The sequence below is a fragment of the Gordonia jacobaea genome (assembly GCF_001186365.1).
In the GTDB taxonomy this organism is placed as follows: domain Bacteria; phylum Actinomycetota; class Actinomycetes; order Mycobacteriales; family Mycobacteriaceae; genus Gordonia; species Gordonia jacobaea.
In genome coordinates, this window is sequence record NZ_LDTZ01000016.1 from 200483 (window position 1) to 222723 (window position 22241).

21 protein-coding genes and 1 pseudogene are annotated in these 22241 nt (G+C 66.6%); 15 read left to right on the forward strand and 7 right to left on the reverse strand.

Features of this window, described 5'->3' with window-relative positions; genetic code table 11:
* Positions 1-53 precede the first annotated feature (53 nt).
* The 5 genes from ABW18_RS09745 to ABW18_RS09765 all read left to right on the forward strand — a co-directional run bounded on the left by ABW18_RS09745 (position 54) and on the right by ABW18_RS09765 (position 3680).
* Positions 54-440 (forward strand): hypothetical protein, encoded by a 387-nt coding sequence (locus ABW18_RS09745; RefSeq protein WP_235434343.1) that lies wholly within the window; start codon positions 54-56, stop codon positions 438-440.
* The gene (locus ABW18_RS09750) at positions 437-1087 is read left to right on the forward strand and encodes a hypothetical protein (RefSeq protein ID WP_053117427.1); all 651 of its coding nucleotides are present in this window, start codon (positions 437-439) and stop codon (positions 1085-1087) included. The genes ABW18_RS09745 and ABW18_RS09750 overlap by 4 nt, the downstream gene beginning before the upstream one ends.
* Positions 1084-1647, forward strand: coding sequence for a hypothetical protein (locus ABW18_RS09755; protein WP_083444358.1), 564 nt, complete (start codon positions 1084-1086; stop codon positions 1645-1647). Before ABW18_RS09750 ends, ABW18_RS09755 begins: the two co-directional genes overlap by 4 nt.
* An 84-nt stretch (positions 1648-1731) precedes the next feature.
* Positions 1732-2943: an NAD(P)/FAD-dependent oxidoreductase gene (locus tag ABW18_RS09760; protein ID WP_049698801.1), complete on the forward strand. Its 1212-nt coding sequence runs from the start codon at positions 1732-1734 to the stop codon at positions 2941-2943.
* Complete coding sequence (locus ABW18_RS09765; protein WP_049698802.1) at positions 2940-3680, forward strand: DNA alkylation repair protein; 741 nt, start codon at positions 2940-2942, stop codon at positions 3678-3680. Before ABW18_RS09760 ends, ABW18_RS09765 begins: the two co-directional genes overlap by 4 nt.
* 103 nt (positions 3681-3783) lie before the next feature.
* Here ABW18_RS09765 and ABW18_RS09770 read toward each other — a convergent pair whose 3' ends face one another.
* From ABW18_RS09770 to mftR, 5 genes are all read right to left on the reverse strand, one after another.
* On the reverse strand, positions 3784-5139 hold the full coding sequence (locus tag ABW18_RS09770) for a chloride channel protein (RefSeq protein WP_049698803.1): 1356 nt from the start codon (positions 5137-5139) through the stop codon (positions 3784-3786).
* Positions 5136-5528 carry a DoxX family protein gene (locus ABW18_RS09775; RefSeq protein WP_049698804.1) on the reverse strand — a complete coding sequence of 131 codons (393 nt, stop codon included), beginning with the start codon at positions 5526-5528 and terminating at the stop codon, positions 5136-5138. The genes ABW18_RS09770 and ABW18_RS09775 overlap by 4 nt, the downstream gene beginning before the upstream one ends.
* Position 5529: 1 nt before the next feature.
* On the reverse strand, positions 5530-6585 hold the full coding sequence (locus ABW18_RS09780; RefSeq protein WP_049698805.1) for a ferredoxin--NADP reductase: 1056 nt from the start codon (positions 6583-6585) through the stop codon (positions 5530-5532).
* Positions 6586-6732: 147 nt separating this feature from the next.
* On the reverse strand, positions 6733-7887 hold the full coding sequence (locus tag ABW18_RS09785) for a lipase family protein (RefSeq protein WP_049698806.1): 1155 nt from the start codon (positions 7885-7887) through the stop codon (positions 6733-6735).
* A gap of 150 nt (positions 7888-8037) precedes the next feature.
* A complete protein-coding gene (mftR, locus tag ABW18_RS09790) occupies positions 8038-8676 on the reverse strand; it encodes a mycofactocin system transcriptional regulator (protein WP_049698807.1) in 639 nt (212 codons plus the stop codon).
* A 170-nt stretch (positions 8677-8846) separates the two neighbouring features.
* Here mftR and mftA point away from each other — a divergent pair.
* The 4 genes and pseudogenes from mftA to mftD form a co-directional block, all read left to right on the forward strand.
* Positions 8847-8921 (forward strand): annotated as a pseudogene (gene mftA, locus ABW18_RS23155) (mycofactocin precursor MftA); the annotation flags it as partial.
* Positions 8921-9259: a mycofactocin biosynthesis chaperone MftB gene (gene mftB, locus ABW18_RS09795; RefSeq protein ID WP_049698808.1), complete on the forward strand. Its 339-nt coding sequence runs from the start codon at positions 8921-8923 to the stop codon at positions 9257-9259. The pseudogene mftA and the gene mftB, both read left to right, overlap by 1 nt.
* A 98-nt stretch (positions 9260-9357) precedes the next feature.
* Positions 9358-10638: a mycofactocin radical SAM maturase gene (mftC, locus tag ABW18_RS09800; protein ID WP_049698809.1), complete on the forward strand. Its 1281-nt coding sequence runs from the start codon at positions 9358-9360 to the stop codon at positions 10636-10638.
* A gap of 90 nt (positions 10639-10728) precedes the next feature.
* Positions 10729-11931 (forward strand): pre-mycofactocin synthase MftD, encoded by a 1203-nt coding sequence (gene mftD, locus ABW18_RS09805; RefSeq protein ID WP_005203889.1) that lies wholly within the window; start codon positions 10729-10731, stop codon positions 11929-11931.
* 297 nt (positions 11932-12228) lie between these two features.
* Here mftD and ABW18_RS09810 read toward each other — a convergent pair whose 3' ends face one another.
* Together ABW18_RS09810 and ABW18_RS09815 are read right to left on the reverse strand one after the other, a co-directional pair.
* Positions 12229-13044, reverse strand: coding sequence for a mycofactocin-coupled SDR family oxidoreductase (locus tag ABW18_RS09810; protein ID WP_005203891.1), 816 nt, complete (start codon positions 13042-13044; stop codon positions 12229-12231).
* A gap of 52 nt (positions 13045-13096) precedes the next feature.
* Positions 13097-14272 carry a CaiB/BaiF CoA transferase family protein gene (locus ABW18_RS09815; RefSeq protein ID WP_049698810.1) on the reverse strand — a complete coding sequence of 392 codons (1176 nt, stop codon included), beginning with the start codon at positions 14270-14272 and terminating at the stop codon, positions 13097-13099.
* A gap of 242 nt (positions 14273-14514) precedes the next feature.
* Here ABW18_RS09815 and mftE point away from each other — a divergent pair, with 242 nt between their 5' ends.
* From mftE to ABW18_RS09845, 6 genes are all read left to right on the forward strand, one after another.
* On the forward strand, positions 14515-15225 hold the full coding sequence (mftE, locus tag ABW18_RS09820) for a mycofactocin biosynthesis peptidyl-dipeptidase MftE (RefSeq protein ID WP_049698811.1): 711 nt from the start codon (positions 14515-14517) through the stop codon (positions 15223-15225).
* A complete protein-coding gene (gene mftF / locus ABW18_RS09825) occupies positions 15222-16670 on the forward strand; it encodes a mycofactocin biosynthesis glycosyltransferase MftF (protein WP_049699032.1) in 1449 nt (482 codons plus the stop codon). The genes mftE and mftF overlap by 4 nt, the downstream gene beginning before the upstream one ends.
* A 22-nt stretch (positions 16671-16692) precedes the next feature.
* Entirely contained in the window at positions 16693-18000 is a 1308-nt protein-coding gene (gene mftG / locus ABW18_RS09830) for a mycofactocin system GMC family oxidoreductase MftG (RefSeq protein ID WP_235434344.1), read from the forward strand.
* Positions 18001-18030: 30 nt separating this feature from the next.
* Positions 18031-18708 carry a FadR/GntR family transcriptional regulator gene (locus ABW18_RS09835; RefSeq protein WP_049699034.1) on the forward strand — a complete coding sequence of 226 codons (678 nt, stop codon included), beginning with the start codon at positions 18031-18033 and terminating at the stop codon, positions 18706-18708.
* Positions 18705-19952: a CynX/NimT family MFS transporter gene (locus ABW18_RS09840; RefSeq protein ID WP_083444359.1), complete on the forward strand. Its 1248-nt coding sequence runs from the start codon at positions 18705-18707 to the stop codon at positions 19950-19952. The genes ABW18_RS09835 and ABW18_RS09840 overlap by 4 nt, the downstream gene beginning before the upstream one ends.
* Positions 19953-20118: 166 nt before the next feature.
* Entirely contained in the window at positions 20119-22179 is a 2061-nt protein-coding gene (locus ABW18_RS09845) for a cytochrome c oxidase assembly protein (RefSeq protein WP_049698812.1), read from the forward strand.
* Positions 22180-22241: the final 62 nt, after the last annotated feature.

Genomic DNA, 22241 nt, shown 5'->3' on the forward strand with positions numbered 1-22241 from the left:
CTGCGATCCTGCTCGCCGCGGTGGCGACTGGCGTCGTTGTGGCATCGCGCGCGGTGGCACACGACAGCGCCGTCGAGCAGGCGCGTACCGAGTTGCGCGAGCAGGCGGGGTCGACGGTTGCCGCGGTCTTCACCGTGCACTCGGCGACGTGGCAGACCGACCGCGCCCGCGCCCGCAGTCTCGTCACGGGCGACTTCGCGGAAGGCTTTGCCGCGCAACTCGGCCGCGCACCCGAGGGCGGCGTGACGGCCGTCGAATGGCGGCCCGGCGACGTCGCGGTGTCGAGTGCGCAGGCAGACAGCGGAACGGTGCTGATGACCGCAATGGTCACCACGACTCGTGCAGATGCCGCTCCGGTCACCGAGAAGCGAACGGTCAGTGCATCATTCGTCGAGATCGACGGTCGCTGGCTCGTGACCGGAGTCGAGGTGCTCGCGTGAGCGACATCAAGAAATCCGAGAACGGCGAGCCGGGATCGTCGGATAACGAGCGTGTTCGGGCGGCTACCTCTCGGGTCGACGAGGCAACTCGGGCGGCGCGACGCGCGCGGATCGCCGCGGCGGATGCGCTACGCGCGCGTGCCCGACGCCGGTCTCGCTCGCTGCGTATCGGATTGGCCTGTGCCGCAGTGCTCATCGTCTGCGGACTGGTGGCGATCGCCGTCCTCGCAGTGGTCGATCACCGGCAGGACGAGCGCGCAGCCGGGCAGCGTGACGCGCTGAACGCCGCACGCGGAGCGGTGACGGCGATGCTGACCGCAACGCCGAAAGACGCGGCCGGATACGCCGACCGGATCATCGCGAACAGTACTGGCGCAGAGCATGATCGGCTCAGCAAGGCACGAGATGCACTCGTCGCCGCGGTGTCCTCTACCGAAACCGGGATGTCGGGGCGGGTGATCGCGGCCGGCTTGATCAGCGACCCGACGTCGACGTCGGACGGGGCGCGTGCCGACGCGCTCGTCACCGCGCAGGCCTCCGATCCCGCTCTGCTCGGCGCCGACCCGGACACCGACGTGCTCACGGTGCGCCTGTCGCTGCAACGCGTCGGCGGGACGTGGAAGACCGCCGAGGTGGTGGTGAAATGAGCACTGGTGCCCGCATGAGACCGCTCGTCGTCCACCACAGCCTGCCGCGTCGTGCGCGCAGAGTGCTTCTCGCGGCGTCGCTGATCGTCGTCGTGGCGTTGGTTGTCGCTGCGGTGTCGTGGACCCGTGCGTACACCGACAGGCCAGCACCGGACGACGCGGAGCGCACGGCGCTGCTGACGGCCACCGAACGGATCGTCGAACAGACGTTGCGTGTGGCACCGAATGCGTCGGAGAAGCAACGAGAAACGGTGGCCGCCGGGCTGACCGATCCACTCGCAACCCGGTACGCAGTCCGCGGTCCCGACGCCGTGCTGCCCGGCGCCGTCGCGGGCGGGCTGACCGTCGGAGCCGAGGTCGTCGATGCGGGTGTTGCGTCGTACACCACGTCGGCCGCGCGTGTCCTGGTCTTCGTCGACGAGACGCTCGGGAACTCTGCCGGGCCGAGCGACGAGAATTCGCCGACCAGAACCCCTATTGCTCGGTGGGCGCACATGCGTAATGTCGACGGGAACTGGTTACTGGCCGACCTCACACCCGTCGGGGACATCACTCGCTGATGCAGAGGCATCGCTCGGACGCGGGGCATCATTCGCCGACGGCCGTCTATCGGGGAGTGTGACCGTGCCGAACGAGAGGATCTCATGAGCGCAACATCGGGTGTCGTGATCGTCGGGGCGGGACTCGGAGCGATCCGAGTGGCCGAAAACCTCCGCGCCGATGGGTACGACAAGCCGATCACGCTGATCGGTGCCGAATCGCACCCGCCGTATGATCGTCCGCCGCTGTCGAAGTCGGTGCTGCTGGGCAAGGACGACCGGGTCGACCTCAAACCGACTGCCTTCTATACCGATTCCGATATCACGCTGCGTCTCGGTACCACCGTCGGTTCCGTTGACACCGACGCGAAGACCGTGACGGTGGTCGACGAGGAGGGCGAGCGCGGCGTCGTCGAATACGAGACATTGGTGCTCGCGACAGGACTGCGGCCGCGTACGTTCCCAGGCACCGATGAGATGTCGGGTGTGCACACCCTGCGCACTTTCGCCGATGCGCTCGCGGTGCGATCGGCCATCGATGCGGCGCAGAACGCGGTGGTGATCGGCGCGGGATTCATCGGCTGTGAGGTGGCCTCAAGCCTCTCGTCGCAGGGAATCGACGTCACCATCGTGGAACCGGCGCCCACACCACTCGCGCTCGCGCTGGGGCCGCGGATCGGAGCGCTCGTCACGCGGATGCACGAGGCCAATGGGGTCACCGTGTGTACGGGAGTCGGCGTCGCCGAGATCGTGGCGGGCGAGGGCGGCGCAGTCCGCGAAATTAAGCTCGACGACGGGTCGGTCCTGCCCGCCGACCTCGTCGTCGCCGGAATCGGATCGACGCCGGTGACCGATTACCTCGACGGTTCGGACATCGAACTCGCGCCCCGCGAGGTCGGCGGCGGAATCGCTTGCGACGCACAGGGACGCACGTCTGTGCCGGGCGTGTATGCCGTCGGCGACGTCGCCAACTGGCTCGACGATGCGGGCGATCCTCGACGGGTCGAGCACTGGAACCACACGGTCGAGCAGGCTGCGGTCGTGGCCGCCGACATCACCGGTGGAGAAGGTGCGACGGCCGCCGTGCCGTACTTCTGGAGCGATCAGTTCGACGTCAAGATCCAGGTGCTCGGCGAACCACGCGCAGACGACGACGTCCACATCGTCTCCGACGACGGCAAGAAGTTCCTCGCCTACTACAGCAGGGGCAGCATACTCACCGCGGTCGTCGGCGCGGGCAAGGTGGGCGCCGTGATGAAGACACGTCCGAAACTGCTGACACCGACGCCGATTTCGGAGCTTGTGACCGACGCGTGAGTCCTCGCACAGCTGGCGCGGGAGGTTCCGCCGAGGACGTGATCGCCGCGATCGACGAACTGGCCGATCCGGAGCGCGCCACGTCGATGGCGTCGTATTTCCAGGCGCATCCGGGCGGCTACGGCGGCGATGACGAGTTTCTCGGTGTCCGCGTGCCCCAACTGCGGGCGATCGCCAAGCGGTTCCGCGGGATCAGTCGCGGCGAGGTCCGTACTCTGCTCACCTCGCGCTTCCACGAGGTGCGACTGGCCGGATTGTTCTGCGCGCGTGACGGATTCGACCGTGCCGATGCCGCGGAGGCCGACCTGTGGGTCGCGGACTACCTGGCGGCGGTGGCCGCGGGGGCGGTGAACAACTGGGACCTCGTCGACTCGTCTGCCGATCCGATACTCGGCGAATGGTCGTGGCAGCACGGCGATGTCGATGTGCTGGTGGATTTCGCTGCGCGAGATGATCTGTGGGAGAAGCGGATCGGCATCATCGGGACCTTCGCATGGATCAAACACGGCGATGCGCAGGCGCTTGCGGCGGTTGCGCCGCTGGTGATCGACGACCGCCGCCCGCTGATCCAGAAGGCGTTCGGGTGGATGCTGCGCGAGATGGGCAAGCGCGTCGACGCCACGGCGCTCACGTCCTACCTCGACGACCACGCCGCCCACATGGGCCGTACCGCACTGGGATACGCCGTCGAACACCTCGATCCAGAGGCGCGGGCCCACTACCGGTCACTGCGCTGAGCGCACGGTTGCTGCTGCGCTGAGCGCACGGTTGCTGCAGCGCTGGGCCCACGGTTGCTGCAGCGCTGGGCCCACGGTTGCTGCAGCGCTGGGCCCCCGGTTGTTACTGCGTTGAGGGTGGATGCTTGGCCGCTTTGTCGGCTCGTAGCATGCGTTCGCGGAGGTCGTCGTAGATCGGTGGGCTGCGGACGAGCGAGGCGATCACGACGGCGCCGGCACCGGCAGCGAGCATCGGGAGGGCGGCGCTGGTGACCGTCGTCATCTCGATCACCAGGATGATGCCGGTGAACGGGGCTCTGACCACGGAGGCGAACAGGCTCGACATGCCGACCAGTACGAGGGGCAGTGCGAGCTCGGTGGCGAGGGTGGACGAGAAGAGGTTGATCAACCAGGCGAAGAGAAGTCCGGACAGTGCGCCGAGCGCGAGCATCGGTGCGAAGAGTCCTCCCGGTGTGCCTGCCGAGTAGGAGAGCGGGCCTGCGATGAACCGGATGGCCAGAAATCCGAGAAGTGACAGGATCGCGATCCGGTGGCCGTCGAGGATGCGTTGGGTGAGTGAGTCGCCGCCACCGGCCAGGTCGGGTGAGACCAGCAGCAGTGCGCCGATGGTCGCGCCGATCGCCGCGGCCTTCACAACCGCCGGAATGCGGTGCAGCGCTTCGAACCACGACAGGCATGCTCTGATCAGCCAGTTGTAGCCGACACCGAGGAGTCCGACGAGGACGCCGAAGACGATGAAGAGCGGCAACGTACCCAGAGCAGGAGCTGCTACGTTCGAGACCTTGAAGTCGGGCATGTCACCGAGGACGACGCGTGAGCACGTGACCGCTGTCGCGACCGCTGCAAGCGTCCACACGACCTCTCGGATGCGGACCTTCTTGGCGACCTCCTCGAAGACGAACATCGCGCCGCCGATCGGTGCGTTGAACGCCACGGCCAGACCGGCGCCGGACAGGACTGTCTGCAGGCCACGGATCTCGTCGTTCGTCGCGCGTGCGAAACGTCCTGCCGCAGCGCCGATTGCTGCGGCCATGTGCACCGTCGGGCCTTCGCGACCGAGCACGAGGCCACCGACGCCGATCGACAGCAGCCCTCCGACGAAGCGGGCAGGCACGACCATCAACGTGGGTGGCTCGGCTTGTCCACGTTCGACGGCTTCGACGTGTTGAATTCCGCTTCCCGCTGCGCGTGGCACCTTGATGGCAATCCACGTCGCGGCAGCCGCGGCCGCAGCCGAGATGGCCAGCGGGACAAGCCACCCCACGGGTCCGTGATGATCAGACCAGTCGACGACGTCGACCCGCCAGTCATCGAGTCGGGTGAGCAGCCAGCGGAACGCGCCGCCCACGAAGCCGGCGACCACGCCCGCCGCGGCCGCGACAAGGGTCAGCAGAACCAGCGCCCGCGCGTCGAGGCGGTCGTCGTCGGTGCGGTGAAAGCTGTGGTCGTCGGTGGTCACTTCGAGTGGCGGAAGACTTTCACGGCTGCTGCGATGAGTGGAATCTGAAGGGGGAGTCGGCCTATCGCGATCGCCTTGTACACCGGAGGCTTGTGCCACCACATGCGGACCATGTTGATGTTGGCCGGGTAGACCGCGACGAACAGTGCGGCAGCCGATCCCGCCGCAAGTCGACGGGTCTGCGGCACAAGCAATCCGGCGCCGATGCCGACTTCGGCGACACCCGACGCGTAGGTCAGTGTGCGGGCGTCGGTGCCGAGTGCCCCGGCGATCTCGGGTGGCACGATCTCGTCGAAGGGTTTGGGTGCGGCGAAGTGCAACGCACCCATTCCGAGCAGCATGCCGCCGAGCACGCGTGCCAGACGGTTGGAGGAGACGTCTGGCGCCATGTCAGAACTCGATTCGCAGTCGGTCGGATGTGGGGTGTGCCTGACAACCCAGGATGTAGCCGTCCTCGATGTCTTCGGGGTCGAGCGCGCCGTCGTTGTCCATCTCGACGCTACCCTCGGTCAATGTGCAGGCGCACGAACCACATTCGCCCTCCTGGCAGGAGTACGGGGCGTCGAGCCCGGCGTCGAGCATGATGTCGATGAGCGATCGGCTCCGCGGCCAGGTGAGTTCGTGTGTCTCGCCGTCGAGTTCGACCTCGACGGTGGCCGCAGCGGCCTGTTCGTCGGCGGAGACCTCGGCGAGCTCGTGGTCGGCGAAGGGATCGCCGGACAGTGAGTTGTACACCTCGGTGTGAACGTCGTGGTGTGCGAACCCGGCGGTGTCGAGAGCGCGGTGTACCGCGTCCATGAACGGGCCGGGACCACACATGTATGCGGTGTGCCCGACATAGGGCGAGAAGATCTCGGCGAGCGCGGCGTCGGTCGGGAGGCCCCTGTCGGTCTCGAGCCAGTGGACGACGGTCAGCCGATCCGCGTTGGCGCCGACGAGTTCGTCGAGTTCCGTCGAGAAGATGACGTCGTCGACGCTGCGGTTCGCGTAGAAGAAGACCACCGGGACGCTCGACGACGCGAGGGCGGTCTTGAGGATCGACATCACCGGAGTGACGCCGCTGCCGGCAGCGATGAGGAGCAGCGGGTCGTCGAGAGTGCGTGGAGTGAACACCCCCGACGGTGGGAGTACCTCGATCTGGGTGCCCGCGGCGAGGTTGTCGCACACCCAATTCGAGCCGTAGCCGTCGACGGTCCGCTTCACCGTCACCTTGGGCAGCGCGTCTGTCGCGGGCGAGGAGGCCAGCGAGTAGCAACGTGCCACCGAGCCGGTCTGCTCGCTGGGGATGCGAAGGGTGAGGAACTGGCCCGGCTTGTAGTCGGTGAATGCGTCTTTGTGTTCGTCGGGGATCTCGAACACGATCGAACGCGCATCGGCGGTCTCGTCGATCACGTCGGCCACGGTCAGGATCACGCTGCGTGATCCATGCGGGGTCAGTTCTGCCATCTCGCGGACTCTCCTGCGTGCTGTCGTTCTCGACTCATAACGAGAACACGTTCTAGTTCAGGCTAGCGTAGCCGATCGGCCCAGGGTATCGGCTGGACCGTCGGCTTGTCGGGGCAGGACCGTCGGGGAGCGAGAGTCTGGCGCGAACTAGGCGAGTGCCGTCCGCAGGAAGTCGTCCCACGCCGCCCACTGGGCTGCGTTCATCTCGGTGTGGCTACCGGTCCCCAGGACGGTCCGATGGTCGACGCCGTTGGCGACGAAGTCGGCTTCGAGCTTGGCATGCAGCGGCGAGGGAACGGTGAGGTCGAGTGCGTTGAACAGGAGCAGCGTCGGTTTGGTGTACCCCGATGTCGGCACCGCCATGTACCTGTCGAGAGATGCACGCAGTTCCGGAGAACCGAGCGGCTTGGCGAGCAGGCTGCCGAACGCGGTTCCCGCTGGAACGGTCGGGGCCGGGCAGCCGTTGCCGACCTTGTCGACGAGGCTGCGTCCATACGGCGACAGGTAGCTGTTGACGTCGACGGCCGGGTCGGCGACGCGATTGCCCGCGAGGACGGCGAGCAGGTAGCCGTAGGCCTTCTCCAGTACGGCAGGCGCCGGCGGGACGTACGGACCGAGGAAGGCCATCACCTTCTCGACGTCGGATTCGGGGTCGACGGCGATGGCGCCGCGGAAATCGGTTGGCGCGCCGTACCTGCTCTGCATGTGCGCGGTGGCCAGTGCGGCCTGCCCACCCTGTGAAGGACCGGCTACCACCCACTTCTTGGCGAGACTCGGTTCGACGCCGCGTGCCGCGTGCAGGAGGTCGATGGTTGCCGCGCCCTCGGAGTCGTTGTTCAGGTAGGGGTGCACGCCGGTTTCGAAGCGCCCGAGGCCGACGTAATCGGGCGCGACGACCGCGTAGCCGGACGCCAACAGGCGGGAGGTGAACCTGTCCGCCTTCGCGTCCGGGCCGCTCTGACCGCCGCAGCCCGGCCCGTAGCCGGACGTGCCGTGGGTGTAGGCGACGACGGGCCAGCCTCCGGCCGGTGCCTTGCCCGCGGGCAGTAGGAGTCCGCCGCTGGCGGGCACAGGCTTGCCGTCTGCCCCGCGCGTCCAGTAGTCGATCGCGAGGCCGTGGGCGGCGCCACGCCAACCGTCGGGACGCGCCTGGGTGCCGATAATCGTTCCGGCGGAACCGGATTGGGATGCGGCCGGCGTTTGCGCGGGAGGAGCGGCGTCGGCGAGCGGTGCCGCCACCGCCAGGCTCAGTGCAGCGGCGGCCGCGGCGAGCGCCGCTCTGGTGGATACGGCGACTCTCACGACTGCGACCTCCGGAAGAACGATGTTGTTAGGCCAGCGCAGAATACGTGGGCGGTGACGCAGAAACACGTGTTTCTGACAGATGCGCGGAAAGCTTTGCTCGCGTGTGTCTGAAACACGTGTATGTGCACACGGAGTCGGCGGGCGCCTTTAGTGAAGAGCGCTCACGCCGTCGGCCAGGGTCTCGCAGCCCGACACGATCAGTGCGGTGAGGTCGGAGTTGGGGTGTGCGAGCCACTGCTCGTAGGCGGCGAGGGTGGTGCCGAGGCACATCCAGCCGATGGTCTGCGGAACGTGGTCGTCGACGTCGAGTCCCAGTCTGCGGGCGCAGAATTCGGCAACCACACGACGCCACTCCGCGTACATCAGCATCGAATGTGCTTGCAGCGCGGGTACTCCCAGAAGGAGTGACATTCGACGACGGTGGTGTTCGAGGTAGTCGTCGTCGACGGCGTTGAACGAGACCAGAGCGTCGGTCAACGCCGCAGCGATGGGGAGGTCCGCGGGGATCTCGGCGAGCAGGGTGCGCATCTCGTCGAGATGTGCGTCGAAGTCGCCCCAGCAGATCGCGTTCTTCGACGGGTAGTACCGGAACAGTGTGCGCCTGGCGATGCCGGCGGCGTCGGCGATGTCGTCGACGCTGGTGTTCTCGAAGCCCGACTCGGTGAACATGTCGATCGCGATCGTGCTGATCTCGTCGCGCGTCGTGATCGGCCTGCGACCCGGTGACCCTGCGGCTCTGCCGCCTGGAGCGACAGCGCGGGTCGGGGTGGGGTCCGAAGGGTTCATCCTCACCTGTCCATCCGGATAGTTTTCGCTTTCAGGTGTTTTCCTGCACCCGGTGCCATTATAGTGTGGCGTGATCCACTTCACTTCACCAACACAAGGAGGTCTGGATCATGGCAGATCAGTCAGCCAAGTCTGCACAGGATGTTGCGGCAACCACCGGCGTTCCGGCAGATGTCGACGCCGAACTCGTGGGCGAGTCGCTCGTCGAAGAGGTGTCGATCGACGGGATGTGCGGGGTCTACTGATGTCCGCACCGACATCCCTTCCGGTCACCGGGGGTCGCGACGCGGCCACCGGTGATCCGGTACCGACGTCCCACGCGTTCGACCCGACGCAGGCGTGGCAGCTCAACCCGAAGGTCGCGCTGCGGCCCGAGCCGTTCGGTGCGCTGCTCTATCACTTCGGAACCCGCAAGCTCTCGTTCCTCAAGAATCTCGCGGTGGTCGGCATTGTCGAGTCCCTGCGCGATCACGACAGCGCCGACGACGCGCTGCACGCCGCGGGCATCGACAGCGCATCGCGACCGCTCTACCTCCAGGCCCTCGGCGCGCTCGCGTCGTCGGAGATGATCTGTCGGCGCTGATCTTCCGACAATGATTTTCTGGCGTGGCCTGAACTTCAGCCCGCAGAAGACCAGCCCTCTTCGTGCCTGCTCGTCCACGCAAGCTTCAAGGAGCCACCATGACCACACTCGAGTTGCCGCCCAGCGCAACTGAACTCGCTGCGACCACCGCGATCGCGACGTCGGCCCGCCCGCCGAAGGTCGGTCGGCTCGTCGACCAGTTCGAGAAGGGCCTCGACGCCCCGATCTGTCTCACCTGGGAACTCACCTACGCCTGCAATCTGGCGTGCGTGCACTGCCTCTCGTCGTCGGGCAAACGCGATCCCCGCGAACTCTCCACCGAGCAGTGCAAAGCGATCATCGACGAGTTGCAGCGCATGCAGGTGTTCTACGTCAACATCGGCGGCGGCGAACCGACTGTGCGACCGGACTTCTGGGAGCTCGTCGACTACGCCACCAGTCATCAGGTGGGAGTCAAGTTCTCCACCAACGGTTTACGTATCGACAAGGCGGTCGCACAGCGGCTGGCGGCGTCGGACTACGTCGACGTGCAGATCTCGCTCGACGGTGCCACTGCAGAGGTCAACGACGCAGTCCGCGGACCGGGCTCCTTCGACATGGCGGTACGGGCGCTCGAGAATCTGTCCGATGCGGGCTTCCGCGACGCCAAGATCAGCGTCGTGATGACGCGGCAGAACGTCGCGCAACTCGACGAGTTCAAGGCGCTCGCCGATCGCTATGGCGCCACGCTACGCATCACGCGGCTGCGTCCGTCGGGTCGTGGCGCCGACGTCTGGGATGACCTGCACCCGCTGCCGTCTCAGCAGCGCGAGCTCTACGAATGGCTTGTGGCACATGGTGAGAACGTGCTCACCGGCGACTCGTTCTTCCATCTGTCGGCATTCGGATCGGGGAGCGGCGGGGGTCTACCCGGCCTGAATCTGTGCGGCGCCGGACGCGTGGTCTGCCTGATCGATCCTGTCGGCGACGTCTACGCGTGTCCCTTCGCGATTCACGAGAACTTCCTCGCGGGCAACATCGTCTCTGACGGTGGGTTCAAGGAGATCTGGCAGAACTCCGACCTCTTCACCGAACTACGCGAGCCGCAGAACGCCGGCGCCTGCACGAAGTGCGCGCACTTCGACGCCTGCCGCGGCGGCTGCATGGCGGCCAAGTTCTTCACGGGTCTGCCGCTCGCGGGACCCGATCCCGAATGTGTGCAGGGTTTCGGTGAGGAGCTGCTCGCCGGCGAGCGATCCAAACCCACTGCGAACAAAGATCATTCGCGTGGGACGCCCCTGACCCTGATGACTCGCAGGCCCGACGGTGACTTGGCGCCGGTCGGCGGCCCGCCGTCGAAGAACTGCGACGAGAACCCGCTCGCGGGTTTCTCGCTGTAACAACCCAGCACGAGCACGCACCCCGCTCGGTCCGACACCGGGCTCATCCGAACGTGCCCGCGGCATGATGAAATAGGTAGGAACACAACCATGGTCAGCAATCCCTGGGCGCGCAACCCCTGGTTCGAGACGGTCCAAGAGGCGCAGCGTCGAGCAAAGAAGCGCTTGCCGAAGTCGGTCTACTCGTCGTTGATAGCGGGAACGCAGGGTGGCCACACCACCCACGACAACGTCGCTGCGTTCGACGAGATCGAGTACACGCCACATGTTGTCGGCGCCCAACCCGATCGCGAGTTGGCGACCACCGTCATGGGTCAGGAACTCTCGTTCCCGGTGATGATCTCCCCGACGGGCGTGCAGGCCGTCGATCCCGACGGCGAGGTCGCGGTGGCCCGGGCAGCAGCGGCCCGTGGAACCGCAATGGGGTTGAGTAGCTTTGCATCTCACCCGATCGAAGAGGTCACGGCAGTCAACGACAAGATCTTCTTCCAGATCTACTGGCTCGGCAGCCGTGACGACATCCTCGCGCGCGCCATGCGCGCGAAGGAGGCAGGCGCCAAGGGACTCATCGTCACCACCGACTGGGTGTTCAACATCGGTCGCGACTGGGGAAGCCCGGAGATCCCGGAAAAGGTCGACTTCAAGGCGCTGCTGCGGCTGGCACCGGAGATCGCGGTCAAGCCACGCTATGCACTCGACTGGATTCAGGACGGCAAGATCATCATCCCGGACCTGACCGCGCCGAACGTCTCCAAGGGCAAGGGACAGCCGGGACCGACGTTCTTCGGCGCCTACGGCGAGTGGATGAACACCCCGCCGCCCACCTGGGACGACCTGCAGTGGCTGCGCGAGCAGTGGGGCGGACCGTTCATGGTCAAGGGCGTCACGAGGCTCGACGACGCCAAGCGCGCCGTCGACATCGGCGCCACAGCGCTGTCGGTCTCCAACCACGGTGGTAACAACCTCGACGGCACTCCCGCCACGATCCGTCTTCTTCCGGGTATCGCCGACGCTGTCGGAGACCAGATCGAGGTGCTGCTCGACGGCGGTATCCGACGCGGCAGCGACGTCGCCAAGGCCGTTGCCCTCGGCGCTCGCGCGGTGATGGTCGGTCGCGCCTACCTGTGGGGTCTGGCAGCCAACGGCCAGGCGGGCGTCGAGAATGTGCTCGACCTGCTCCGCATGGGACTCGACGGCGTCGTGATGGGCTTGGGCCACAAGAGCGTTCACGAACTCTCGCGCGACGACCTGATCATCCAGCCGGGCTTCGAGCGGTCCTTCGGCGACGCCTGACCCGCACGCGGGCGCACGGTCGAGCGCGCACTTCTGCCCGTCGACTGTGCGCTCCGTCGTGCCGACTGTGCGCTTAATACTGCCGACTGTGCGCCGCATTTCGCCGACCGTGCGCTGCGTTGAGTCGACTGTGCGCCTCTGACCGTCGACCGTGCGCTGCGTCGTGTCGACTGTGCGCCGGATGTGACCTGCTTGCTGAATAACTAAGTGGGGGAGCGACGTTCGTCACTCGCTGCGACGCCCAGTCGACGGTCTGGAGCGCCCAGTCGGCAGTGCGGAGCGTACGCCCGACGCGGCTCAGACCTTCGAGTTGCCCATGTCGATCTGGAACTGGGCGCCGGTGACGGCGCGGGCCGACGGTGAGGTCAGGTACAGCACGGCGTCGCTGATGTCATCGGTGGAGGCGACGGGGAAGTGGTCCATCATCGAGATGAAATAGCGTGTGTACTCGCCCATTTCGAAGATTCGCATGGCGGAGGTGTCGGCGATGCCCATCGGGGTGTCGACCGCGTACGGGTGCACCGAGTTGACGCGAACGTTCTTGGGCGCCAACTCTTTCGCGGTGGTCTGGGCCAGGCCGGTCAGCGCATACTTCGACGCGCTGTATGCGGCTTGCATCGGCATGGCCTTGAGTCCCGCCACCGACGAGACGACCACGATCGACCGGTTGTCGGCATCGTTGTCGAGCAGTGCCGGGATGGTGGCGCGCAAGGTCTTCCACGTGCCGGTGACGTTCACGTCGAGAACGTCGGCGAACTGTTGCTCCGGCAGTTCCCACGTGAAGCCCCACGACAGGATGCCTGCGTTGGCTACGACATGGTCGAGTCGGCCGAACTGCTCGACGCCGTCGGCGACCAGTTGCTCCTGGAAGGCGAGGTCGCGCGTATCACCCTGGCGGGCAAGGATTTTGCCGCCGACTTCCTCGACGAGCCTTACGGTCTCGGCGAGGTCGGCCTCTGTCGACGGCGGGTAGGTGATGTAGTCGGCAACGGTGTCGGCGATGTCGAGACCGATGATCGATGCGCCCTCGCGCGCAAAACGGATGGCGTGGTTACGACCCTGACCGCGCGCGATACCCGTGATGTAGACGACTGTGCCGTCGAACTGTCCCATGGGCAGAACTGTAACACGTTCTAGTTATCGCGCGCGGTCGGATCTGTCGAGCTCAGTCCGTCCAGACGGCGGCGGCGTCGACCGCCTCACGATCGGGGCCACGCGGGGTCGACGGTGCGGTCCGCGAGAACCGTGGAGCCACCTGTGCCTGGCGGACTCCGTCGATCTCCACGAGGTTGGCGCGGGCGGCCATATGCGGATCGTCGGGCGCCTCGGCGAACGTGAGCACCGGTGACACGCAGGCATCCGTTCCGTCGAAGATCTTGGCCCACTCGTCGCGAGTACGCGACGCGAACGTCTCGGTGAAGATCTGCCTCAGCTTCGGCCAGTTGGCGACGTCGTTCTGCCCGGGAAGATCGGCATCGGTCAGGCCGAGGCCGCGGAGCATCTCCGCGTAGAACTGCGGCTCGATAGCCCCGGCGGCCATGTACTTGCCGTCCGACGTCTCGTAGACCTCGTAGTACGGCGCGCCGGTGTCGAGCATGTTCGTGCCCTGCTCGTCGCTCCACAAACCGGTGCCTCGAAACGCCCAGATCATCTGTCCCAGAACGGAAGCGCCGTCGACCATCGCGGCGTCGACAACTTGCCCGTGACCCGACGACGCGCGCTCGACGAGCGCCGCGAGGACACCCATCACCAAGAACATCGAACCGCCGCCGAAGTCGCCGACGAGGTTCATCGGCGGCACCGGACGCTCGCCTGCCCGACCGATTGCGTGCAGCATTCCGGTGAGCGAGATGTAGTTGATGTCGTGACCGGCCTGCGTCGCGCGCGGGCCTTCCTGACCCCAACCGGTCATGCGTCCGTAGACGAGGCGCTCATTGACCGACTCCAGATCCGACGGACCAAAGCCCAGTCGTTCCATGACGCCGGGACGGAAACCCTCGAGCAGAACGTCAGCTTTACCGATGAGTCGCAGGATCTCCTCCCGGTCGGCCGGATCCTTGAGGTTGGCCTCGACGACGCGCCTGCCCCGCAGGAGTGCGTCGGCGTTGCGCGCCGGATCGGGTAGCTGACCTGGCCGCTGGATGCGGATCACGTCGGCTCCGAGGTCGGCCAACATCATCGCGGCGTGCGGGCCGGGACCGATGCCCGCGAACTCGACGACCCGTACACCGTTCAGCGGACCACCTGTACCAACGCTTTTCGACGATGCGCCCGCGTTCTGCGCGCCTGCCGAAGCGGATGCCGGCCGGCCTGCCGCGTCGGGCGTCGACGGTGCGTTCATGGAATTCCTCCCACTCGAATTGGTGCGCCCACCTGTGTGGTGGGCGTCACGCCGTGGCCTCAGAATGCCATACCGAGCGATCGTTCGGCAGAGCCGGGGGCGATCGCTAGGCAGGGCCGGGGGCGATCGATCACCGTGGGCGCACGTCCGCAGAACGCCTCGATGCGCACTCAGAAGAAATAGGTCAACAAAGTTTTCGGCGGCGGTTACCTCGCGCGCTTCACATCGGTAAAGTCGACCCAATGACGCGTCCGGCGACTTTGAGTTCGTGCACTTGGCCGGAACTGGAGAATTCTGCGACGACGCTCCTGGTCGCGGTCGGATCGCTCGAACAACACGGGCCACATCTACCGCTCGACACCGACACCCGTATCGCGAGTGCGGTGGTGGCGCGTGTTCACGCGAACCTCGACGACCCGTCGACACTCATCGCGCCGCCCCTGGGCTACGGCGCGAGCGGTGAGCATGAGGGTTTTCCCGGCACCATCTCTCTCGGTCACGACGCGCTGCGCGGTGTGCTCGTCGAGTACGGGCGTAGCGCTTGCCGGTGGGCGCAGCGCATCGTGTTCGTCAACGGCCACGGTGGTAACGCATCGACTCTGGTCGACGCGATCGGTCTGCTCCGCTACGAGGGCCGCGACGTCGCGTGGTATCCGTGCGCCTTCGACGGAGCCGACGCGCACGCGGGTACGACGGAAACATCGGTGCTGCTTCACCTTTCGCCCGATTCCGTGCGTCGGGACAGCGTCGTGGTCGGCAATCGTGAGCCCGTTGCGACGCTGCTACCGGCGATGCGTGACGGGGGTGTGGCCTCGGTGAGTGCCAACGGCGTTCTGGGCGATCCGACGACGGCGTCGGCGAACGAGGGTGCCGCGCTGGTCGATGGACTGGTGAGTCGACTCGGTGCCGCGATCCGAGAATGGGACGTCGCCGAGAACGGGCGCCTGCGATGAACGCACCCACCGATGCGCCCGCGGCGCCCGCACCGAGCCGCGACCTTCCGAACGGCTTCCAGGTCCAGATCGACCTGCGATGTGCCCGGCACGGCGATCTGCGCTACCTCGTCGGCGGCTCGCCGACTCGCTTGATGCGGCTGTCCGACGCCGCGCTCGGGATGACATCTGTCGACGGTCGCATCGAGGTGTGCGACGGCCCGACCCGAACGCTGGCGCGACGCCTCCTCGACGCGGGAATGGCCAACCCCCGCCCCATGCACGGACCGTCGACCGACGACGTCACGATCGTTGTTCCGGTGCGCGACAACCAATCCGGCGTCGACCGTCTCCTGAACGCCGTCGGTGGCGTCAAGGTGATCGTCGTCGACGACGGTTCGCGGACTCCCATCGTCGCGCAGGGTCCGCAGGTGCGCGTGCTCCGTTTCGACGAGAACCACGGACCGGCGGCCGCACGAAATGCCGGCGCCGCTGCTGCCGACACCGAGTTCATCGCCTTCGTCGACTCCGACGTGGTCCCGCACAGCGACTGGCTGATGATGCTGCTCGGTCACTTCTCCGATCCGGCAGTGGCGATCGCCGCGCCGCGCATCGTCGGGCTCGACCGCGACGACGAGGGCGGCGACCACCACAAGCGATCACTCGCCGAGCGTTACGAGAACGGCCATTCTTCCCTCGACATGGGGCCCAGCGAGGCGGGCGTCGTCCCGGGAACTCCGATCGCGTATGTGCCGAGTGCGGCAATGTTGGTGCGTGCGAGCGCCTTTGACGGATTCGACGAATCGCTGCGCGTCGCCGAGGACGTCGACCTGTGCTGGCGGACGCATGAGAACGGCTGGCGTATTCGCTACGACCCGATCGCGACGGTCGCGCACGATCATCGCACCAGCATGCGCACCGTGCTCGGACGACGACGGTTTTACGGCACCGGCGCGGCCTTCCTCGCCGAGCGTCACGGCGAGTCGGTCGCTCCGGTCGTGATGTCCATGTCGATGGCCGCAGCGGTGGCGGCGTTGCTCACGCACACCAGGATCGGTCTCGCGGTGGCGGTGGTGATCCTGCTCCGCGTGGGGCATCGGCTCCGGACACGACTGGGCGAACTGCCGGAGGCCACACGTGTGTCCGCACAGATGACCTCGCGGGCAACCTTCTTCGGACTGCTGCAGGCGGCGGGCGCGGTGTGTCGTCACTATTGGCCCGTCGCGTTGCTGCTGGCGCTGATCTCACCGAGATTCCGACGGATCGTCATCGAGATCGCGATCGCCGAAGGCGTCGTGGAGTGGATTCGCTCCGTCGCCGCGGAACCGGCGGTGGCGCCGACCATGGGGCCGTTCGGCTATCTGCTGTGCCGACGTCTCGACGATCTCGCGTACGGCACCGGGCTCTGGCAAGGGGTGGTCACGCATCGTGAACTCGCGGCGTTGCGTCCGGTACTGACGCCGTAGCGGCGTCGAATTCGACTGTGCCGTGCCCACATCGACTGCGAGCCGAGACAGCGTCGACGTCGTGATAGTCGGCGCGGGCAGCGCCGGGTGCGTGCTCGCCGAGCGACTGTCACGTCACGAGAAGCGATCGGTGCTCGTGCTCGAGCAGGGCCCGTCGGAGTGGCCGGATGCCAGTGTCCTCGACCTCCGTAGGTTGCCGATCTCCGACGGCGAGCGCTATGTCACCCAGCATCGTGAGTCGTCCGGATTGCCGGTGGTCCGTGGGCGCGGACTCGGCGGATCGTCGGCCGTCAACGGCGCCTACTTCATGCGCTTTCATCGTGACGACTTCGACGCCTGGCAGGGGCCGTGGACTCCCGATGTCATCGACAAGGCGTACGCCGAAGTCGACGAGAAGATGGGGGTGCATCCCTTCCCCGACGCTGATCTCGCGCCCACCGCGCTCGCGTTCGAGAAATATTGGGGAGAAACATATTCGACCCGACAGCTCGACGACCCGTGGCCGCTGGTAGGGGTCAATCGAGTGCGCTCGAACAGCGTCGTCGGGATTCGACGGACCGCCGCGGACGCCTACCTGCGTCCCCACCTGAACCGGCCGAATCTGCGGGTCCGTACGGGCGTGAAGGTCGAGAGGGTGTTGCTCGCCGATGCGAAGGCTGTCGGTGTGGTGTGCGACGGTCGCGACATCCGCGCACGCGAGGTGATCCTGTGCGCCGGAACCCTCGGCAGCGCCGCGGTGTTGTTGAGGTCGGGCGTCGCAGGCGAGCACATGCGCGTACACGAGCACCGCGAGGTGCTCGTCGGATATCGCCTCCGCGAGCAACCCGAACCGGGCCCGTTGCTGCCGACGGTCGTGCACACCGGCGACGGGCTCGAGATCCGCTGTTACCGAGACGATTTCGCGCGGTACGTCGGAGGTCTCACGCTATCCGGTCCAGCTGTCGGAGTGGCGGCGATGGCGCCGGGTGCGCCGGGCGAGGTGTATCTCGACGGCGTGGACGCCGGGGTTCGGCTCGACCGGCCGGAAGATCGGGTACTGCGCGATATGGCGCGAACCGCGCACGAGGTGGTCGAGATGTTGAGGTCGTCGGAGTTCGGTGGGCTCGTCGTCGCCGACTCGATCGGCATCGACCCCGTGCTGCGCACCTCACAACATGCCTGGGGGTCGATGCCGATGGGCGAGCGCACCGACTGGCTCGGCGCAGTGCGAGGGGTCGGGCACCTTCGCGTTGTCGACGGTTCCATCCTCCCGGCCGCAGGCCGTAGCGGACCTCATGCCACCACGATGATGGTCGCGGCGGTGATCGGGGACGTGGTCGCCGCTGACTGAGGCGCAAACATGGGATGTTAGGATGTGCTCATGTCTGAGGTCATCGAGCGTCCCAAGCGCACCAGCGAACTGGTGGTGGAGCGGATGGAGCGGCTCATCCGCGACGGCGTCTGGCCCGTGGGAGCGTGTATCCCGGCAGAGCCCGAGCTGGTCCGTGATTTCGGAGTGGGGCGCAACACGATTCGCGAGGCTGTGCGTGCGTTGGAGCACTCGGGCATGCTCGTGCCGCGCCGCGGCGATGGCACGTATGTGCGCAGCGCTAACACATTTGCCGCTGCGATGACCCGCACTGCCACGTCGGAGATGCTCGACGTGTTGCAGGTTCGTCGTGCACTGGAGTCGGAGGCCGCCGCGGGCGCCGCACGCGACGCAACCGCAGACGCCAAACGCACACTACGCGAGGCGCTCGACACGGCGGAGGGCATCCTCGCGACGGGCGACATCGACGCGTACGCGCGCGCCGACATCGACTTCCACACCGAACTCGTTGCGGCGTCGGGCAATCCGCTGCTCATCGAGATCTACTCGGGTGTTCTCGAAGTGATGCACCGCTCCCACGCCGACATCGCCGGATTGTCGGTCGTGGCAAACGCCCATCCGGCAGGCCATCGTGACGTGGTCGCCGCGATAGATGCCGGCGACGAGCAGGCCGCGCGTGCTGCAGTCGTTGATTACCTGGCCGAGGCAGAGGGCAGCGTGCGTCGATGAGCCGGACGTCCACATCGCCGACCCGGTCGACGTCCGAAACGCCCTCGGAGCATTCGATCAGGCTCAACCCGGGTGAATTGCGAGGCGGTGCAGCGATTCTCGCGGCCGTGGCGATCATGTTGGTTGCGGCCAATCTGCGGCCGCCCGTCGTGTCGGTTGCGCCGTTGATCGACGTGATCCGCGACGACCTCGGATTCTCCAGTGCCACAGCGGGTCTGCTCACCACTCTGCCGGTGCTGTTCTTCGGACTGACCGCGCCCATCGCGCCACGGATCGCAGCTCGATTCGGAATCGAACGCACCATCTTCGCGTCGCTCGCGTTGCTGATCGTCGGAATCCTGTTGCGTCTCATACCCTCTGTGGCGACGCTGTTCCTGGGATCGGCCGTTCTCGGCGCGGCAATAGGTGTGTGCAACGTGGTGTTGCCCGCCCTCATCAAGCGCGATTTCGCGCATCGATCCGGTCTGATGACCGGCTTGTACTCGATGACCCTGTCGGGCGGGGCGGCAGTGACCGCGGCGGTCATGGTGCCGATGGACACAGCGCTTGACGAGAACTGGCGGGCGTCGTTGGCGATGTGGGCGCTGTTGGCCGTCGTCGCGATGGCGGTGTGGGTGCCGCAGCTGCGTCGGGTACATACGGTCGCGGTGGGGCCGCGCGCGCCTGGTCTCTGGGCCAATCCGATCGCATGGGCGATCACGGTGTACATGGCGGCGCAGTCGTTCATCTTCTATACGTTCAGCGCATGGCTGCCGCAGTACCTGATCGACAACGGGAGCACGCCGTCGAGCGCGGGCAATGTGCTGGCGATCGGTCAGGTGGTCGCGCTCATCATGTCGCTGGTGGCTCCGATCATCGCGGGGCGGTTCGCCGACCAACGTCTGGTGACCCTCGCATTTCTCGCGGTCTGTACGGCGGGGTTCGTCGGGCTGGTCTTCACCGATCATGCGACGGTGCTCTGGGTCTGCATGGTGATGGCGGGACCGGGCGCGGCCATCAGCCTCGCGCTGCTGTTCATGGTGCTGCGCAGTTCGTCTGCCACGCAGACCGGCCAGGTGTCGGGGATGTCGCAGTCCGTCGGCTACATCCTCGCGGCAGCCGGCCCGATCGCTATCGGATGGATTCACGATGTGACGGGATCGTGGTCGCTCGCCTTCGGAGTGCTCGCGCTCGCCGTGATCCCGCAGGCGCTCGCGACACTTCTGGCCGCCAAGAACGTACGAATGCCTTCTCATCTCGATTGATCGAACGGCCCGCCAGTGCCCGGAGTTCTCCGCTGACCTGCGTGTGACCCGGACCTCCCGCGCTCGCCCGGGCAGCGGGCCCCACGACGCGGGGTCGTAGACTGGCCAAGACGTCAGGCCAGCGAAACGTCGTACTCGCTGGTTCTCGGCGGGCTAGGAGGAAGAGATGACCGCCGCCGACAGTGCAACGCAGGCCGAAGGTGCAACGCGGGCCGACAGCGCAACGCGCGTCGACGCGGCACGCATCCGGCCAACCGTGATTCTCGGCGCAGCGTTCGCCGTGGCCCTGGTGGGCGTCGTGATCTACGCGCTCATCAGTGGAAACGCCCGTCATCTCGAAAGCGGCGACCCGTTCCCCGGTACCTTCACCGCCACAGCCGACGTCGTCGGCTATTTCCTCGGCTTTCTCGCTGCCGCACTGACACTCGGTGGCCTTGTCTTCATCATCACCGCGTCGAATCCGGATGAGCACGGCAGCATCGATGTGACGGGATACCGCGCGCATCTGATGCTCGGCAGGCTCTCCATCGGCTGGGCCGTGCTGTCGTGGCTCATGGTCAGCGTTGCCGCCGCCGACGCCTCGGGAACGACCCCGTGGCGATTGGTGGGTGAGGGGTTCCTCGGGCAGGGGATCGGTGTCAGCGAGGCCGCTGTCGCGTGGATCGTGATGGCGGTGTGCGCCACCGTGATCGCGGTGCTCATCAGGTTCTCGCTCGGGTGGATGATGCACGTCGTTCTCCTCATCCCCGCGGTGATCGCGATGGTCGCCCTGCCGCTTGCGAGCAACGCGGGGCAGGGGCCGAATCACGACTACAACACCAGTCTCGGTATCGGCTTCGCGCTCGCCGTCGGGGTGTCACTCGGGTTCCGAGTGGCGTGGGCGAACGCGCCGCGCATCACCTCCAACGTCGCGCGGGCTGTGGTATCCCGGCGCAGCGCGCTCATCCTCGTCATCAGCGACGCCGTTGCGCTCGTGTACGGCTTGGCGCTGACCCTCTTCCTCCTGCCGGTGCGCTACGCATTCGACACCGCCTTCGGCGTGGCCGCGATCGTCATGATCGTGCTGGTGGCCGTGGCACTCGCGACGAGCGTCTCCGCCTACCGTGCATCCAAGCAGAACGACGTCTCGGCACAGGGCGACGCCGATACGGAGAACAGCGCGGGGCGTCGGATCGTGACCGCGGGCGCTGTGCTCATGCTGGCGGCGGTCGCGTGCTGGACCGTCATGGACACCCGCGTCGCGCCGGGGCTGCTGGCACACAAGTTCACCGGATGGGATGTGTTCCTCGGATACGAACTGCCCGGCCCGGCGACGACATGGACGTTGGCGACCTTCTGGCGCCCCGACCTCTTGATCGGTGTCGCCGCTCTTGCCGCAGCGGTTCTGTATCTGGCCGGTGTGCGCCGACTGCGGCGACGTGGCGATGAGTGGCCCGTCGGCCGCACCATCTCGTGGGTGCTCGGCTGTCTGGTCGTCGTCGTGGTCACGGGGTCGGGCGTACGCGCCTACGGCTCGGCGATGTTCAGCCTGCACATGGCAGAACACATGGCGCTCAACATGTTCGCGCCGGTACTGCTGGTGCTCGGCGCGCCCGCGACCCTTGCGTTGCGTGCGCTCCCGGCCGCTCACGGCGACGAGCCTCCCGGTCCGCGCGAATGGCTGTTGCGCGTGCTGCACTCGAAGGTGACGGCGGTGCTGTCGAATCCGATCGTGGCGCTTGTGGTGTTCGTACTGTCGCTCTACGTCGTCTACTTCACCGGAATCTTCGGCACACTCACCCGGTATCACTGGGGCCACGTGCTGCTGACCGTGCACTTCATCATCGTCGGCTACCTCTTCTACTGGGTCATCATCGGCATCGACCCGGGGCCGCGTCGAATCCCGTTCCTCGCCCGCATCGGATTGTTGTTCGCGGTCATGCCATTTCACGCGTTCTTCGGCATCGCGTTGATGACGATGTCGACGGTGGTCGGCGACAAGTTCTACAGCGAACTGATGTTGCCGTGGGTGACCGACCGACTGCACGACCAGTGGCTCGGTGGCGCGATCGCATGGGGCGCGAGCGAGGTGCCCGTCGTGCTGGTCGTCGTGGCCATCGTGGCGCAGTGGGCCAAGGTCGATCGGCGCGAGGCCAACCGCGGCGATCGTCATGCCGATACCTACGAGGACACCGAACTCGACTCCTACAACGCGATGCTCGACGAGTTGTCGAAGTCGCGTCGATGAGCAGGCTTCATCTGGTCTGTCGTGTCGAGAAGTTCGACGGCTTGACCGCGCGAGGAGAATGA